Source organism: Paracoccus ferrooxidans (genome assembly GCF_029909815.1).
GTDB lineage: Bacteria > Pseudomonadota > Alphaproteobacteria > Rhodobacterales > Rhodobacteraceae > Paracoccus > Paracoccus versutus.
Genome location: NZ_CP038198.1, coordinates 748,095 through 763,822, shown reverse-complemented (window position 1 = coordinate 763,822; position 15,728 = coordinate 748,095). Strand labels below are relative to the sequence as shown.

Below are 15,728 nucleotides of genomic sequence, written 5' to 3'. Positions count from 1 at the left end.
TCTGTGCCGTCATTTCTGGTCGATCAGGCCGGCGCCTTCGTAGCGGGGGCCGAAACCGATCGGAACAGCATGGCTGTTCGCCAGCTTGATAATGTCGTCAGAGCGCTGCTGGTTGCGCTCTGCCGAAAGGATCTCGGGGGTGCGGGACAGCAATCGCGCCATCAGCCCGGCCACGGCGGGACAGGCCATCGAGGTGCCGTCCATCACCCCTTTCGAGGTCTTGTCGACCCAAGATATAATACCCACGCCCGGTCCGATAAAGTCCACTTCCGGCCCGATATTGCTGAATCGGGCGAAAAAGCGGTCCTGGACCGGGGCAGGGTCGCCTGCGACATTTCGTCCGGTGATCGCGCCCTCGGGCCAGGCGTCCAGCACGCCGCCGGCGGATACCGCCGCCACCACGCCCGAGCGCGCCGGATACGACACGGGCGACATGTAGTCGTTACCCGCCGCTGCGACGCAGACCACGCCCAGGGCGCGTGCGCGGCGCACCTCGCGCGAGATCGCGATCGGCTCGGAGGACTGGCCCAGGCTCAGGTTGACGATGTCGCAGCCGTCCTCGACCGCCTGGCGGATGGCGCGGGCGATGGCGAATTCGCTGGCCCCGCCCTCGCCCTTTTCGAAGACGCGATAGGAATGCAGCACCACCCCCGGCGCAACCCGTGCCACGATGCCGGCGACATGGGTGCCATGGCCGGTGCCGTTGTCGAACCATTCGTCGGCGGGCTCGGTCCCGGTGGTGTTCAGCCCGCGCTCCAGGTTCAGCCCCTTGGCGGGATCGACGCCGGTGTCCACGATGGCGACGCGGACGTCCCGCCCGTCGGTTTTCTTCGCCGGCGCCAGCATCCGGTCCAGCCCGTCCGCGAAATCCGCGGCGATGGGGACCAGCGGCAGCTCCAGCCCGGTCACACCCTCTTCCTTGACGGGGATGTCCTCGGCCCCGCCGGGCCAGTATCCGGCCAGCGGTTGGCAGATCACCGCGTCGATGCGGGCCTGGCCCGCGGGTAGCGGCGTGCGGAACCGCCCGTCCTTGTCCGTCACCGCATCCGAGATGCCGAAGCCGCGCCGGCCGTCCAGCACCACCACCACCGAGGCCCCGGCGACCGGCTTGCCGCTGGCCGCATCGACGCAGCGCAGCTCAAGCTCCTTGGCCGAGCGGAAGGCGGCGGGCTTGGCCTCCTTGCGGATGATGTTGAGCCGGCCGTAGCGCAGCGGGTAAAGCCGCAATTCGCGCCGCACCCGCAGGCCGGGATAGGCGCGCTGCAATTCGCGCGCCTGCTCGGGCGTCATGCTGACCAGCGAGGCCTCGTTCTCGCCGATGGAATCGAGCAGCCGGATGCGGCCGACCTCGGTCTCCAGCATCCGCAGCCGCGGCCTTGTCGCCGGTGCCGAGCCCTCGCAGGCGCCCTGAGCCATGCTGTCGGCGGGCCTTGCCCCGGCCGCGCGGAACAGCCGCCGATGCATGGCGCGGAACAGCCGGAAGCTGGTGGTCTCCATGCTGTCGTTGAAGACGTTGTCGTCGGGAACGATCACATAGCGGGCGGTCTTTCGGGACATGCGCATCGGCTCCTAGCTGCAATCACAAGGCTACACCTTTGACGCGATTTCGCCAGATGCGGTTTGCGGCCCGGCGGGCATGTGCCGGCACGCCTATCGCCTTTCCTGGCCGCGGCGGGCCGTCGTTTCGGGCCTTGGGAGAAGCCGGGGGCCGTTCAGGCGATCCAGCGCAGGGCGGGAATGAAAAGGCAGGCCCTTTCCACGATGTGCAATGCCTGTGGCAAGTGCGAGCCGCGGGCATTGGACCGCAAGGAAGCAGCAGCACCGGCTTTGCCCTCAAGGGCTATGTCATGGCCTGGCTTGCATCTGTCGGATGGGATTGTCAGCGCTTTAAGGACGCGCATCGGGAGACAGGGCCGCGCCAACCGCCGTGATGGCGAATGACGCGGCAGTATTTTCGCAAAGAACGGTGGATGATCCGCGCTGTCGATTGCCGGATTTCAGCGGCCGCCCCGATTCCGCGCCAAGCGTAGCCGAGGCGGTCCCGGCGGATGTGCTCCACCCTTGGCTGGAACAGATCCGAGTCCCTATCAGCCGCCGGTCAGCCGCATTTCGAATGGCCGCAGGACGGGCAGGTCATGCAGCCCTCGATCATGCGCATCCCGTATTGGCCGCAGGCCGGGCAGGCCGGGCCGCGCGGGCGTTCGCCCACCGCCATCACCTCGGCCTGGGGGTCGGATTTCAGCCCCATCCCCTCGCCGGCCAGGAAGCCGGTGGCGACCATGTGGCGCTCGATCACCCCGCCGATGGCGGCCAGGATCGAGGGCACGTAGCGCCCCTCGATCCAGGCGCCGCCGCGCGGGTCGAACACCGCCTTCAGTTCCTCGACCACGAAACTCACGTCGCCGCCGCGCCGGAACACCGCCGAGATCATCCGCGTCAGCGCCACGGTCCAGGCGAAATGCTCCATGTTCTTCGAGTTGATGAACACCTCGAACGGGCGGCGATGCCCGCCCTGCACGATGTCGTTGATGGTGATGTAGATCGCATGTTCGCTGCCGGGGAACTTCAGCTTGTAGGTCGCGCCCTCCAGCGCCGCCGGGCGGTCCAGCGGCTCGGTCAGGTAGACCACGTCGGCGCCCTTGTCGGCCTGCGGCGCCTCCTCGGCCTTTTCGCTGACCGACAGGACCGAGCCGGTGACGTCGTTCGGGCGATAGGTGGTGCAGCCCTTGCAGCCCTTGTCCCAGGCGGCCAGGTAGACGTCCTTGAAATCCTCGAAGGAGATGTCCTCGGGGCAGTTGATGGTCTTGGAGATCGAGCTGTCCACCCATTCCTGCGCCGCCGCCTGCATGGCGACATGGTCCAGCGGCGCCAGGGTCTGGGCGTTGACGAAATACTCGGGCAGGGGGGCGTCCCCTTTCAGGTCGCGCCACATCTGCACGGCATAGTCCACGACCTCTTCCTCGGTGCGCGAGCCGTCCTTTTGCAGCACCTTGCGGGTATAGGCATAGGCAAAGACCGGCTCGATCCCCGAGCTGACATTGCCGGCGTAAAGGCTGATCGTCCCGGTCGGCGCGATCGAGGTCAGCAGAGCATTGCGGATGCCGTGCTGCGCCACCGCCTCGCGCAGATCCGCATCCATGCGCTGCATGAAGCCCGAGGCCAGGTATTTCTGCGCGTCGAACAGCGGGAAGGCACCCTTTTCCTTGGCCAGGTCGACCGAGGCCAGATAGGCCGAGCGCGCGATGGCCTTCATCCAGACGCGGGTCTGCTCGACCGCGTCGGCAGCGCCATAGCGCAGGCCCAGCATCAGCAGGGCATCGGCCAGCCCGGTGACGCCCAGCCCGATGCGGCGCTTGGCCTGCGCCTCGGCCGCCTGCTGCGGCAGGGGGAATTTCGAGGCGTCGACCACGTTGTCCATCATCCGCACCGCGGTGCGGACCAGCTCGTCCAGCGCCTCGGGGTTCAGCCGGGCCTGGGGCGTGAAGGGCGCCTCGACCAGCCGGGCCAGGTTGACCGAGCCCAGAAGGCAGGCGCCATAGGGCGGCAGGGGCTGTTCGCCGCAGGGATTGGTCGCGGCGATCGTCTCGGCATAGGCCAGGTTGTTTTGCTGGTTGATGCGGTCGATGAAGATTACGCCCGGCTCGGCATAGTCATAGGTCGCGCGCATGATCCGGTTCCACAGGTCGCGCGCCCGCACGGTGTGATAGATCTTGCCGTCGAATTGCAGATCCCAGGGGCCGTCGGCCTTGACCGCCTGCATGAAGGCATCCGTGACCAGCACCGACAGGTTGAACATGCGCAGCCGGGCGCTGTCCTGCTTGGCCTCGATGAAGGCCTCGATGTCGGGATGGTCGCAGCGCATGGTCGCCATCATCGCGCCGCGGCGCGAGCCTGCGGACATGATGGTGCGGCACATGGCGTCCCAGACATCCATGAAGGACAGCGGGCCCGAGGCGTCGGCGGCCACGCCCTTCACCTCGGCCCCGCGCGGGCGGATGGTGCTGAAGTCATAGCCGATGCCGCCGCCCTGCTGCATGGTCAGCGCGGCCTCTTTCAGCATGTCGAAGATGCCGGCCATGCTGTCGGGGATGGTGCCCATGACGAAGCAGTTGAACAGCGTCACCTCGCGCCCGGTGCCGGCGCCGGCCAGGATGCGGCCGGCGGGCAGGAACTTGAAATCCTCGAGCGCGGCATAGAAGCGGTCCTCCCACAGCGCCGGATCCTTCTCGACGCGGGCGAGGTCGCGGGCGACGCGGCGCCAGCTGTCCTCGACCGACAGGTCGATGGGCTGGCCGCCGCCGTCCTTGAGCCGGTATTTCATGTCCCAGATCTGTTCGGCGATAGGGGCTGAGAATCGGCTCATGGCGGGTGTCCTTGGCTTTGGGTCGGAAACGGGGCGAGCGGGTCTTATACAGCCGCGCGCGCCCGGTTAAAGTCGGAAAGGTGAGGACTCAGGAATATAGGCGAAACCGGCGCAAATTTCCAGATATTGCGGCAGCTGCCTGGGGCTTGCGCAACCTATTGGTGCTGCTTGCCCGCCAGTTCGTCGATCACCTGCAGCCACAGCGCGGCGGGCTGGGCTCCCGTCACCACATGGGCATCGGCGACGACGAAGGTCGGGACCGAGTTCACGCCGCGCTGCCTTGCGTGCATCTCGCGCGCCTGCACCGTATCCGCATCGGCGTCCGAGGCCAGCAGCCGGCGGATCACCGCCCCGTCCATGCCCGCGCCCTCGCCGATCTCGACCAGCACGTCGGGGTTCGAGATGTTGCGGCCCTCGCGCCAATGCGCCCGCATCAGCGCCGCCATGACCGGGGTCTGCGCGCCCTCGAGTCCCGCCCAATGCAGCAGGCGATGCGCGTCGAGCGTGTTCGGCATCCGCTCGATCAGCGAGGGGTTGATCCACAGGCCCAGCCGCTCGCTGGCCTCCATCACCGGCTTCATGGCGGCGATGATGCCTTTTTCGTCGGTGAACTTCATCTTCATGTAGGCGACATAGTCCATCCCCGCCCGCGGCATCTGCGGGTCCAGGCGGAAGGGCTGCCAGGTGATGGCAAAGGGATGGTCGGGGCGGCTTTCCAGCGCCCGGTCCAGCTCGGCCTTGCCGATCAGGCACCAGGGGCAGACGGGATCGGCGAAGATGTCGAGGCGGATCTGCTGGCTCATGTCCGGTCCTTGCGATGGGTGTCGTGCTGTGCGCGGGAAGAGGTGTCGTGCTGTGCGCGCGACGGGGTGTCGTGCTGTGCGCGCGACGGGGTGTCGTGCTGTGTGGGCGACGGGGTGTCGTGCTGTGTGGGCGGATGGGGGTCGTGCTTTGCACGCGAATGGACATCGCGCAAGGCGCGGCGGTTGATCTTGCCCGTGGGCGTGCGGGGCAGGGCGGGCAGGTGGATGTATTCGCGCGGCTGCTTGTAGCGTGCAAGCCTGCGTTCGGCGGCCGCGCGCAGCCGCGCCTCGTCGGCGCTGCCGGTCCAGAAGGCGGCGATGATGCTCGACCCCGGCCCGACCGGCAATTCGGTCGCGGCGATCTCGCCGATTTCGGGGATCTGCGCCAGCGCGTCCTCGACCTCGCCCGGCGAGACGCGGAAGCCGCCGGCGTTCATCATGTCGTCGTCGCGCCCCAGCAGGCGGATCGCGCCCTCGGGCGTGGTCTCGGCCAGGTCGCCGGTCAGGAACCAGTCGCCGCGGAAGCGGGCGGCGGTTTCCTCGGGCTGGTCGAGATAGCCCAGGAACAGGCCGGGGTCCGCGCGGTGGACGGCCAGGATGCCGGGGCCCTGGGCCGGGGCGCCGCTGTCGTCGAGGATGGCGATGCGGCGGCCGGGCTGGGGAAAGCCCGCCATGCCTTCGGGCGCGGGGCGCGCGGGGCTGCCGGACAGGAAGGTCGAGCATTCCGACATGCCCATGGCCTCGTGCAGGTCGGTGCCGGTGCGCGCCTGCCAGGCGCGGCGCAGGCCGGGATCGAGCCTTTCGCCGGCGGTCAGGCCATGGCGCAGGCCCGGCCAGGGCCGCCAGTCGGCGCGCAGCATGCGGCGGAAGACGCCGGGTGCCGCGGCCAGGATGGTGGCGCCATGGTGGCCGGCGATCAGCGGGATCTGTTCGGGCGCGATGCCGGGGGCGGGGATCAGCGCGGTGGCGCCCAGCGTCCAGGGGTCCATGAGGCCGGTGCCCAGGGTGAAGGTCCAGTTGAAGGCGCCGGCATGCAGCAGCCGGTCCTGCGGCGTCAGCCCGTACCAGCCGTCGAACATCATCCGGCGGGCGAGGATGGCGCGATGCGCGTGGCAGACGGCGCGCGGCTGGCCTGACGTGCCCGAGGTGAAGACGATATAGGCCAGGTCATCGGGCGCGGCCTGCGCGAACCCGGCCGGCGGCAGCAGGGCGAATTTGCCGAGGCGGGCGGCAGGCAGCACCGGCGCCGGCTGGTCGGGCAGGGCGATGTCCGGGTCGGCGATTACCATGGCCGGCCGGATCGCGGCGGCGATGCGGGTGATCTCGGGCGTGGTCAGCATGGGCGAGGTCGGGACCGGGACGATGCCGGCGGCGATGGCGCCGAGATAGGCCACGGGAAAGCCGGGATTGTTTCCCAGCCGCATCAGCAGCCGGTCGCCGGGGGCGAGGCCGGATTGCAGCAGGCCGGTGGCGGTGCCCAGCACCGCCTGGCGCAGGCGGGCATGCGACCAGCGGTCGGCGCGGCCCAGCCCCAGCACCGACATGGCCAGCCTGTCCGGCGTCGCAAGCCCCGCGCTGAGCACATGTTCGGCCAGGTTCATCCCATCGCCCCGTTTCTGTTCCGGGCTTGGGGATAGAGGCTGTCGGTGCGCATGGGAAGGGGGCTTTGCCCCCGCGCCTCGCCTGCCCCTCGATGGGGCAGGCGAGGCGCTCCCCCAGGATATTTCGACACGGAAGAAGCCGGAAGGGGGCAAAAGGAAACGGCCGGCGCCATGCGGGCCGGCCGTTTCCGAAATTCCGGGCGCTGCCGAATCAGAGCAGCTTCAGATCCGAGGCCGAGCTGCGGCCGTCGCGGCCCGATTGCAGTTCGTAGGCGATCTTCTGGTTGTCGTTCAGCCCGGTCAGGCCGGCGCGCTCGACCGCCGAGATATGGACGAACACGTCCTTGCCGCCGTCATCGGGCGCGATGAAGCCATAGCCTTTGGTGGCGTTGAACCATTTTACGGTGCCGGTAGCCATTATACCGTCTCTCCTTCAAGTCATCCTGGGGCGAGATTGCGCCCAGGCCGTGCAGCCCTTTCCCGTCAAGTCCGGCTGCCCCGTGAAGGGAGGCGGTAGAAAGTCGTGCTCACGCGGACGAGAGGATGAACGATTCGCCGAAAAACGCAAGCACGAATGCGCCGCGCAAGGTGACGTAGGGTCATCTTGCGCGTTCGCATCGGCAAATTGTCGCCAAGCCGGGGCGCTCAGCGCAGGTCCGGTGGGGTGGCCTCGGCCCGCAGCGTGGCCACGGCCGATTCGAGCCCGTGGCTTTCGCTGCCCTGGCGGTCGAGGCGGCGGATCGAGACGCTGCGCTCCTCGACCTCCTTCAGGCCCACGGCCATGATGACCGGCACCTTGCCGACCGAATGCTCGCGCACCTTGTAGTTGATCTTTTCGTTGCGGGTGTCGGCCTCGGCCCGCAGCCCGGCGGCGCGCAGGGCGGCCACGACCTCGTGGACGTAATCGTCGGCGCCCGAGACGATCGAGGCGACCACCACCTGGCGCGGCGCGAGCCAGAGCGGCAGCTTGCCCGAGTAGTTCTCGATCAGGATGCCGATGAAGCGCTCGAAGCTGCCCAGCACGGCGCGGTGCAGCATGACCGGCATGTGCTTGGCGCCGTCCTCGCCGACATATTCCGCCTCGAGCCGCTGCGGCAGGTTGAAGTCGCATTGGAAGGTGCCGCATTGCCATTCGCGGCCGATGGCGTCGGTCAGCTTGAAGTCCAGTTTCGGCCCGTAGAAGGCGCCGTCGCCGGGGTTGACCTCATAGGGCAGGCCGAGATGCTCGATGGCGCCTTTCAGCGCCGCCTCGGCCTTGTCCCAGATCTCGTCGGAGCCGACGCGGACATCGGGGCGGGTCGAGAGCTTGATGTCGAATTTCTCGAAGCCGAGATCCTTGTAGACCGAGGACAATAGTTCGATGAAGCCGGCGCATTCCGCCTCGATCTGGTCCTCGGTGCAGAAGATATGCGCATCGTCCTGGACGAAGCCGCGCACCCGCATCAGCCCGTGCATCGAGCCCGAGGGCTCGTAGCGGTGGCACGAACCGAATTCCGCCAGCCGCAGCGGCAGGTCGCGATAGCTCTTCAGGCCCTGGTTGTAGACCTGGACATGGCAGGGGCAGTTCATCGGCTTGAGCGCATTGATGCGCTTTTCCTTGGCGCCTTCCTCGTCCACCTCGACGATGAACATGTTCTCGCGATAGGCTTCCCAATGGCCGGATTTTTCCCACAGGATGCGGTCGACCACCTGGGGCGTCTTGATTTCCTTGTAATCGGCGCGGATCAGCCGGCGGCGCATATAGGCTTCCAGCTCGCGATAGATCGACCAGCCGTTCGGGTGCCAGAACACCATGCCCGGCGCTTCCTCCTGGAAGTGGAAGAGTTCCATTTCCCGGCCGAGCTTGCGGTGGTCGCGCTTGGCGGCCTCTTCCAGCATGGTCAGGTGCGCCTTGAGGTCGTCGCGGTTCCTGAAGGCCACGCCGTAGATGCGCTGCAGCATCGGCCGCGAGGCGTCGCCCAGCCAATAGGCCCCCGCGACATGCGTCAGCTTGAAGGCGTCGGCCGGCACCTGGCCGGTATGCTGCAGATGCGGGCCGCGGCAGAGATCCTGCCAGTCGCCGTGCCAATACATGCGGATCGGCTCGCCTTCCGGGATGCGGTCGAGGAGTTCGATCTTGAAGGGCTCGCCCTGCGCCTCGTAATGGGCGCGCGCGCGGTCGCGGTCCCAGACCTCGGTGCGGACCGGGTCGCGGGCGGCGATGATCTGCTTCATCCGCGCCTCGATGGCGCCGAGGTCCTCGGGGGTGAAGGGCTCGGCGCGGTCGAAGTCGTAGAACCAGCCCTGGTCGCGGACCGGGCCGATGGTGACCTTGACGTCGGGCCACAGCTCCTGCACGGCGCGGGCCATGATATGGGCGAGGTCGTGGCGGATCAGCTCCAGCGCCGGCTCGCTGTCCTTCATGGTGTTGATGGCGATGCTGCCCCCGGTGGTTATCGGCCATTGCAGGTCGATGTGCCGGCCGTCGAGGCTGGCCGAGATGGCGTTTTTCGCCAGGCTCGGGGCGATGGAGGCCGCGACCTCGGCGGCGGTGATGCCGGCGGGGTAGTCGCGCGCATTGCCATCGGGAAAGGTCAGGGAGATCTGGGACATGAGTCCTCCTCGTCGGTTTGGCGCCCACGGAACGCCCGGTTGCGGGTATGTCGCGCGGGTGTGGCGCGATTGCCCGGCGTTGTCAATGCGGGTAGGTGTGCAGGGGGGCTTTGCGCCCCCGTCGCGTTCCGCGACTCCCCCGCAGGATATTTGGACACGAAAGAATGACGCAGTTTCTGGAGGGGCCGCAGGGGCGGCGCATCGCCTATAACCGGATCGAGGGGCAGGGGCCCGGCGTGGTGTTCCTGGGCGGGTTCCGCTCGGACATGCAGGGCACCAAGGCGCTGTGGCTGGAGGATTGGGCGCGCGAGCGCGGCCGGGCCTTCCTGCGCCTGGACTATTCGGGGCATGGCGAATCCTCGGGCGCCTTCGAGGAGGGCGCGATCGGCGACTGGCTGGCCGATGCCATGGCCGCGATCCGCGGGCTGACCGAGGGGCGGCAGGTTCTGGTCGGCTCGTCCATGGGCGGCTGGATCAGCCTGCTGCTGGCGCGGACCATGCCCGAGCGGTTGGCCGGGCTGGTCACGGTGGCGGCGGCGCCGGATTTCACCGAGCGTGGCTATTGGGCCGGGTTTTCCGCGGCCGAGCGCGCGGCCCTGGCGGAGCGCGGCCAAGTCGAGCAGCCCAGCGACTATGGCGATCCCTATGTCATCACCCGCCGGTTGATCGAGGACGGGCGCGACCACCTGGTGCTGGACCAGCCCTTGCCGCTGCCTTTCCCGGTGCGTTTCCTGCAAGGCACCGGGGATGCCGAGGTGCCGATGTCCTGGGCGCTGGACCTGCTGGCCCATGCCTCGGGCGAGGACATGCGGCTGGTGCTGGTCAAGGGCGCCGATCACCGCTTTTCGACCCCCGATTGCCTGGCGCTGATCGGCGCGGCGCTGGAGGAGGTGCTGGCGCGGGCAGCCTGAGGCGGGCGCGGCCCGCCGGCCGCGCCCCGTTCCCGCGGGCGGTCAGACCGCGATCTTGGAATCGTGTTCGGTGAGGTTGCTGACGCCGCAATCGACCGGGACCGGGCCGCTGCGGCGGCGCTTGCGCTGGCCGGCGGGCTGGACCTGCTCGTCGATGAAATCCAGCACCAGCGGGCGGATGTTCAGCCGCCAGCTTTTCCCGGCGAAGATGCCGTAATGGCCGGCGCCGGGTTCCAGGTGCTGGGTCTTGCGGCTTTCGGGCACGCCGGTGCAGAGCGCCAGCGCGGCGACGCATTGGCCCGGCGCCGAGATGTCGTCGTTGGCGCCCTCGACCGTCATCACCGCGACATCGGTGATCTTGCCCAGGTCGACCGGCTTGCCGTTCACGCTGAAGCGGTTCTGCGCGATCTCGCGTTCCTTGAAGATGCGCTCGACCGTCGAGAGGTAGAATTCGGCGGTCATGTCCATGACGGCGAGATATTCGTCGTAGAAGGTGTTGTGCTTGTCGCCCTCGGAGCCCTGGCCGCGGGCCTCGGCGAAGATCTTGTCGAGGAAGGCCTTGGCGTGGGTCTCGGCATTCATGGCGATGAAGGAGGAAAGCTGGGCGAGGCCGGGATAGACCATGCGCCCGGCGCCGCGATACTTGAAGCCGACCTGCTGGATCATCAGGTAGTCCAGCTCGCCCATGGTGATGCGGTTGCCGAAATCGGTGACTTCGGTCGCCGCCGCGTCGGGGTCGATCGGGCCGCCGATCAGGATCAGCGAGCGCGGCTGGGCCTTGGGGTCTTCCTCGGCCAGCAGCGCGGTCGCGGCCAGCGCGAGCGGCGCCGGCTGGCAGACGGCGATCACATTGGTGTCGGGGCCGAGATGGCGGATGAAGTCGACCAGATACTGGGTGTAGTCGTCGATGTCGAACTTGCCGCAGCTGACCGGGATGTCGCGGGCATTGTGCCAGTCCGTCACATAGACTTCGCAATCGGGCAGCAAGGATGTGACCGTGGTGCGAAGGAGGGTGGCATAGTGACCGGACATGGGCGCGACCAGCAGGACCTTGCGCGCAAGCGGCGCGCGGCGGGCGACGCGGAAATGCACCAGGTCGCCGAAGGGGCGCTCGATCACCGGCTCGATATAGACGACATGGTCCTGGCCGTCCTCGGATACGACGGGGGGGATTTCCCAGTCCGGCTTGATGACCATGCGCGCGAAGCTGCGCTCGGTCACCCGGCCCCAGGCCGACATCAGCTTGAACATCGGATTGGGCAGCAGCGCGAAGGCCGGATAGGAGGCCAGGGCCCGCGCGCTGGCGCCCATCCATTCGTTGGTGTTGCGGATCGTCTCCATCGCATCATAGGAGATGATCCCTCTCAAACCCTTGTACGTCGTCATTCCCACCTTCTCCCATGAACCCGCCGGATTCGGCCTTGCCGGCAAGGACACGGCTTTACCTGCGTATTGTGCTGGGCATAATGATTTTACGGTTCAGGGAGGATTGTCAATTATGGCGGGCAAGGACGAAAAACCGGAAGCTGCGGACGCGGCCGAAGCCGGGGGCAAACCACGCAGGGGCCGCGGGGCAGGGGCCAAGGCCCGCGCCGGGGCCGAGGTCGCGAAACCCGAGCCCAAGCCTGCCGATTCGGAAAAGCCGGCGCGGGCGCGTCGCGGGAAGGCTGCGGCAAAGGCCGAGCCGGCGCCGGCGCCGCCCGCCAAGTCCAAGCCGTCCGCCAAGTCCAAGCCGGCCGCGGCGGCCGATGCGGCCAAGCCCGCCGCCAAGTCCGGCACGCGCAAGCCCGCCTCGCGCGGGCGGGCGGCCGGGCGCAGCGATCCGCGCCCTGGTCCGCGCCGCAAGCCCACGGGCAAGGCGGCCGCCAAGGCGCAGGCCGAGGCCGCCTCGATCAGCATGGCCGACGAGGCGCTGCGCCCGCTTGGCGCCGTCGGGCCGGGCACGGTGCCGCCGATGGCCGCGCCCCGCGCCCCTGCAGCCGCCCCTGCCGGGGCCGACCAGCCCCCCGTTCCCGCCGCCGAGCCGCATCCGAGCCCGGCCACCGCCGCCTTCGTCGAGGCGGCCTTCGGCGCCGGCAGCCGCCTGCCCGAGCAGCTGGCCCAGAACATCGAGCGCATCGAATCGCTGACCCAGCGCCTGATCAGCGCGCTGGCGCAGCGCCGCCCCTCCAATCCCGGCGTCGAGATGCCGGGCCCCGACCTTTTCGCCACCGCGACCTCGGCCTGGATCAAGCTTCTGGCCGAGCAGCCCGAGCGGGTGATCGGCCAGCAGGTCAGCTATTGGGGCGAGACGCTGCGCCATTTCGCCGAGGCCCAGGCTGCCTTCGCCCGCGGCACGCTGACGCCGCCGCCCAGCGAGGGGCCGCGGGACCGGCGCTTTGCCAACCCGCTGTGGGAGGCGCATCCCTTCTTCAACTTCATCAAGCGGCAATACCAGATCAACGCCCAGGCCCTGCAGGAGGCGGCAAGCGCGCTGGACCTGCCCGAGATGACCGACCGGCGCCGGATCGAATGGTTCACCCGCCAGATGATCGACATGATGGCGCCGACGAACTTCCTGGCGACCAATCCCGACGCGCTGGAAAAGGCGGTGGAGACCGAGGGCGAAAGCCTGGTCAGGGGCCTCGAGAACCTGGTGCGCGACGTCGAGCAGAACAGCGGCGAGCTGATCGTGTCGCTGGCCGACCGCGACGCCTTCCGCGTGGGCGAGAACATCGGCACCACCGAGGGCACGGTGGTCGCGCGCACCAAGCTTTACGAGCTGATCCAGTACAAGCCCACCACCGCGCAGGTGCATGAGATCCCGCTGGTGATCTTTCCGCCCTGGATCAACAAGTTCTACATCCTCGACCTCAAGCCGCAGAACAGCCTGATCAAATGGATCGTGGACCAGGGTCATACGCTGTTCGTGGTAGCCTGGAAGAACCCCGATCCCAGCTATGGCGACACCGGCATGGACGATTATGTCAGTGCCTATCTGGAGGTGATGGACCGGGTGCTGGACCTGACCGACCAGAAAAAGCTGAACGCGGTCGGCTATTGCATCGCCGGCACCACGCTGGCGCTGACCCTGTCGCTTCTCAAGCAGCGCGGCGACGACCGGGTGAACGCCGCCACCTTCTTCACCGCGCTGACCGACTTCGCCGACCAGGGCGAGTTCACCGCCTATCTGCAAGACGATTTCGTCTCGGGCATCGAGGAGGAGGCGGCGCGCACCGGCATCCTGGGGGCGCAGCTGATGACGCGCACCTTCAGCTTCCTGCGCGCCAACGACCTGGTCTGGGGGCCGGCGATTCGCAGCTACATGCTGGGCGAGACGCCGCCGGCCTTCGACCTGCTCTTCTGGAACGGCGACGGCACCAACCTGCCGGGGCGCATGGCGGTGGAATACCTGCGCGGCCTGTGCCAGCAGAACCGCTTCGTCAGGGAAGGGTTCGAGCTGATGGGCCATCGGCTGCATGTCGGCGACGTGACCGTGCCGCTTTGCGCCATCGCCTGCGAGACCGACCATATCGCGCCCTGGAAGGACAGCTGGCGCGGCATCGCGCAGATGGGCTCCAGGGACAAGACCTTCATCCTGTCCGAATCGGGCCATATCGCCGGCATCGTCAACCCGCCCAGCAAGAAGAAATATGGCCACTACACCTCGGATGCCGGCTTCCAGCAGGGCGAGCAGCACTGGCTGGACAAGGCGCAGCACCACGAGGGCAGCTGGTGGGGCCGCTGGGGCGAATGGCTGGCCCGGCGGGCGGGGGACATGGTCGAGGCCCGCGATCCGGGCGAGGGCTTCGGCCCCGCGCCCGGCCTCTACGTCCACGAGCGGGCGTAAAATTTTTCTGCACCGCAGCAAGAAAACCTTGCAATGCTGCGGTGCAGAAAGTATATGTTGGTCAGAACAGTTCAACCGGTGCCGAAGCTTCGCGCCGATCTAGGAGAGAGCAAATGGCCAAGACCCCTGACTTCACCAAGACCCTGCAAGAAGTGATGGCGAAATTCCCGGTCGACACCTCGTCGTTCCAGGACGCCTTCAAGTCGCAGACCGCGCTGGGCGAGAAGATGGCCCGCGTCGCGCTGGCCGCTGCCGAGCGTTCGACCGAGATCTCGGCCCAGTGGGCCAAGGACACCATCGCCCGCATGGGTGAGCTGACCTCGTCCAAGGAAGAGCCGGCCGAATACGCCAAGGCGCTGAGCGATTTCGCCACCGCCGCCGCCGAAATGGCTGCCGAGCACATGGCCGCCTTTGCCGAAGTGGCGAAGAAGGTCCAGATGGACACCGTCGACCTGATGCTGACCGCCGGCAAGGACCTGGCCGCCGACGCGCAGAAGGCCGCCGAAAAGGCCAGCCGCGAAACCCAGGCCGCGGTCAAGAAAGCCGCTGCCGCCGCGACCTCGGCCAGCACCGTGACCAAGGCCTGATCGCAGGCCCTTGCGGTTCCAGACGAAGGGGGGCAGTTCGCTGCCCCCTTTTTCCATGGCCGGGCCCGGTTCGTATCCGGCCGGGCCCCCGATCTGGGCCCGATCCGGGGCTCGTCCCCTGCTTCCGGCGCAGCATGGCGATTTTCTTTGCATTTTTCCGGGCCATTTCCCATCATGCTGCAAATGCACTGCCGGAGGAGCCATGGCTGAGCCCGAGAACACGACCCCGCTTCTGATCAAGCGCTATGCGAGCCGCCGCCTCTACAACACCGAGACCAGCGATTACGTCACGCTTGAGGATATTGCGGGCTTCATCCGTGCCGGGCGGCAGGTGCGCATCGTCGATCTCAAGACCGGCGACGACCTGACCCGGCAATATCTGTTGCAGATCATCGCCGAGCACGAGGGCCGGGGCGAGAACGTCTTGCCCATCGACGTGCTGATCGACCTGGTGCGCAGCTACACGACCCAGGCGCAATCGGTGGTGCCGCAATTCCTGGCCGCCAGTTTCGAGATGCTGCGCGAGGGCCAGTCGAAGATGATGGAGAATCTGTCGACCTTCCCCAACCCGATGTCCTCGATGCCGGGTTTCGAGGCGCTCCAGCGCCAGCAGCAGCTGTTCCTGAAGGCGATGGCGGCGGGCTGGGGCGCGGGCAGCAGCGGCCCCGAGATGGAGGAAACCGAGACGGATGAGACCCGTCGCAGCGGCAAGAAGGCTTCCGCGCCCGAGGACATGGCCGAGATCCGCCGCCAGCTTGCCGAGTTGCAGAAGCGGATTTCGAAGCTTTGAGAGAACTGCGACTTGCACCCCGCCGCCCGTCGCGCTAGACGAACCGCCACGGACGGTTGGCCGAGTGGTCGAAGGCGCACGCCTGGAAAGTGTGTAGGCGGGGAACCGTCTCGAGGGTTCGAATCCCTCACCGTCCGCCACTTGCCCTCGCGAAAGCGTTCTCCCGATCCGGCTGCGGCCGGATTTTTCCGTTGTATTCAAGGGTTATGCGGGTTGGGCTGAGCACTGGCTCGGGCACCAGGTGGGCCGGAA

Annotated in this window: 11 protein-coding genes and 1 tRNA gene; 5 read left to right on the top strand and 7 right to left on the bottom strand. The window is 67.8% G+C overall.

Going from position 1 to position 15,728, the window contains the following annotated elements:
* Positions 1 to 9: 9 nt before the first annotated feature.
* From E3U26_RS03800 to thrS, 6 genes are all read right to left on the bottom strand, one after another.
* Entirely contained in the window at positions 10 to 1,557 is a 1,548-nt protein-coding gene (locus E3U26_RS03800) for a S8 family serine peptidase (RefSeq protein WP_243785749.1), read from the bottom strand.
* Between the two features lie 541 nt (positions 1,558 to 2,098).
* Complete coding sequence (locus E3U26_RS03795) at positions 2,099 to 4,363, bottom strand: adenosylcobalamin-dependent ribonucleoside-diphosphate reductase (protein WP_499105514.1); 2,265 nt, start codon at positions 4,361 to 4,363, stop codon at positions 2,099 to 2,101.
* 155 nt (positions 4,364 to 4,518) lie between these two features.
* Positions 4,519 to 5,166, bottom strand: coding sequence for a DsbA family oxidoreductase (locus E3U26_RS03790; RefSeq protein WP_499105513.1), 648 nt, complete (start codon positions 5,164 to 5,166; stop codon positions 4,519 to 4,521).
* The gene (locus E3U26_RS03785; protein WP_499105512.1) at positions 5,163 to 6,767 is read right to left on the bottom strand and encodes a class I adenylate-forming enzyme family protein; all 1,605 of its coding nucleotides are present in this window, start codon (positions 6,765 to 6,767) and stop codon (positions 5,163 to 5,165) included. Before E3U26_RS03785 ends, E3U26_RS03790 begins: the two co-directional genes overlap by 4 nt.
* A gap of 211 nt (positions 6,768 to 6,978) precedes the next feature.
* A complete protein-coding gene (locus E3U26_RS03780; protein ID WP_011747293.1) occupies positions 6,979 to 7,185 on the bottom strand; it encodes a cold-shock protein in 207 nt (68 codons plus the stop codon).
* A 227-nt stretch (positions 7,186 to 7,412) separates the two neighbouring features.
* Positions 7,413 to 9,359: a threonine--tRNA ligase gene (gene thrS, locus E3U26_RS03775; RefSeq protein ID WP_499105511.1), complete on the bottom strand. Its 1,947-nt coding sequence runs from the start codon at positions 9,357 to 9,359 to the stop codon at positions 7,413 to 7,415.
* A 164-nt stretch (positions 9,360 to 9,523) separates the two neighbouring features.
* Between thrS and E3U26_RS03770 the strand changes: the two genes are divergently transcribed.
* On the top strand, positions 9,524 to 10,270 hold the full coding sequence (locus tag E3U26_RS03770; RefSeq protein WP_499105510.1) for an alpha/beta hydrolase: 747 nt from the start codon (positions 9,524 to 9,526) through the stop codon (positions 10,268 to 10,270).
* A 42-nt stretch (positions 10,271 to 10,312) separates the two neighbouring features.
* On the opposite strand, the gene phaZ is transcribed toward E3U26_RS03770, so the two are convergent.
* Positions 10,313 to 11,656: a polyhydroxyalkanoate depolymerase gene (gene phaZ / locus E3U26_RS03765; protein ID WP_114535293.1), complete on the bottom strand. Its 1,344-nt coding sequence runs from the start codon at positions 11,654 to 11,656 to the stop codon at positions 10,313 to 10,315.
* A gap of 112 nt (positions 11,657 to 11,768) precedes the next feature.
* Between phaZ and phaC the strand changes: the two genes are divergently transcribed.
* From phaC to E3U26_RS03745, 4 genes are all read left to right on the top strand, one after another.
* Positions 11,769 to 14,099 (top strand): class I poly(R)-hydroxyalkanoic acid synthase, encoded by a 2,331-nt coding sequence (gene phaC, locus E3U26_RS03760; protein ID WP_499105509.1) that lies wholly within the window; start codon positions 11,769 to 11,771, stop codon positions 14,097 to 14,099.
* Positions 14,100 to 14,212: 113 nt separating this feature from the next.
* Positions 14,213 to 14,686: a phasin gene (locus E3U26_RS03755; protein ID WP_036751216.1), complete on the top strand. Its 474-nt coding sequence runs from the start codon at positions 14,213 to 14,215 to the stop codon at positions 14,684 to 14,686.
* Positions 14,687 to 14,888: 202 nt separating this feature from the next.
* The gene (phaR, locus tag E3U26_RS03750) at positions 14,889 to 15,476 is read left to right on the top strand and encodes a polyhydroxyalkanoate synthesis repressor PhaR (RefSeq protein WP_072461976.1); all 588 of its coding nucleotides are present in this window, start codon (positions 14,889 to 14,891) and stop codon (positions 15,474 to 15,476) included.
* Positions 15,477 to 15,526: 50 nt separating this feature from the next.
* A tRNA-Ser gene (locus tag E3U26_RS03745) sits at positions 15,527 to 15,616 on the top strand.
* Positions 15,617 to 15,728 lie beyond the last annotated feature (112 nt).

What these genes read in the sequence shown, in the direction of transcription:
- E3U26_RS03800 (WP_243785749.1), bottom strand. Translation starts at nt 1,557, where the DNA reads ATGTCCCGAAAGACCGCCCGCTATGTGATCGTTCCCGACGACAACGTC.
- E3U26_RS03795 (WP_499105514.1), bottom strand. Translation starts at nt 4,363, where the DNA reads ATGAGCCGATTCTCAGCCCCTATCGCCGAACAGATCTGGGACATGAAA.
- E3U26_RS03790 (WP_499105513.1), bottom strand. Translation starts at nt 5,166, where the DNA reads ATGAGCCAGCAGATCCGCCTCGACATCTTCGCCGATCCCGTCTGCCCC.
- E3U26_RS03785 (WP_499105512.1), bottom strand. Translation starts at nt 6,767, where the DNA reads ATGAACCTGGCCGAACATGTGCTCAGCGCGGGGCTTGCGACGCCGGAC.
- E3U26_RS03780 (WP_011747293.1), bottom strand. Translation starts at nt 7,185, where the DNA reads ATGGCTACCGGCACCGTAAAATGGTTCAACGCCACCAAAGGCTATGGC.
- thrS (WP_499105511.1), bottom strand. Translation starts at nt 9,359, where the DNA reads ATGTCCCAGATCTCCCTGACCTTTCCCGATGGCAATGCGCGCGACTAC.
- E3U26_RS03770 (WP_499105510.1), top strand. Translation starts at nt 9,524, where the DNA reads ATGACGCAGTTTCTGGAGGGGCCGCAGGGGCGGCGCATCGCCTATAAC.
- phaZ (WP_114535293.1), bottom strand. Translation starts at nt 11,656, where the DNA reads ATGACGACGTACAAGGGTTTGAGAGGGATCATCTCCTATGATGCGATG.
- phaC (WP_499105509.1), top strand. Translation starts at nt 11,769, where the DNA reads ATGGCGGGCAAGGACGAAAAACCGGAAGCTGCGGACGCGGCCGAAGCC.
- E3U26_RS03755 (WP_036751216.1), top strand. Translation starts at nt 14,213, where the DNA reads ATGGCCAAGACCCCTGACTTCACCAAGACCCTGCAAGAAGTGATGGCG.
- phaR (WP_072461976.1), top strand. Translation starts at nt 14,889, where the DNA reads ATGGCTGAGCCCGAGAACACGACCCCGCTTCTGATCAAGCGCTATGCG.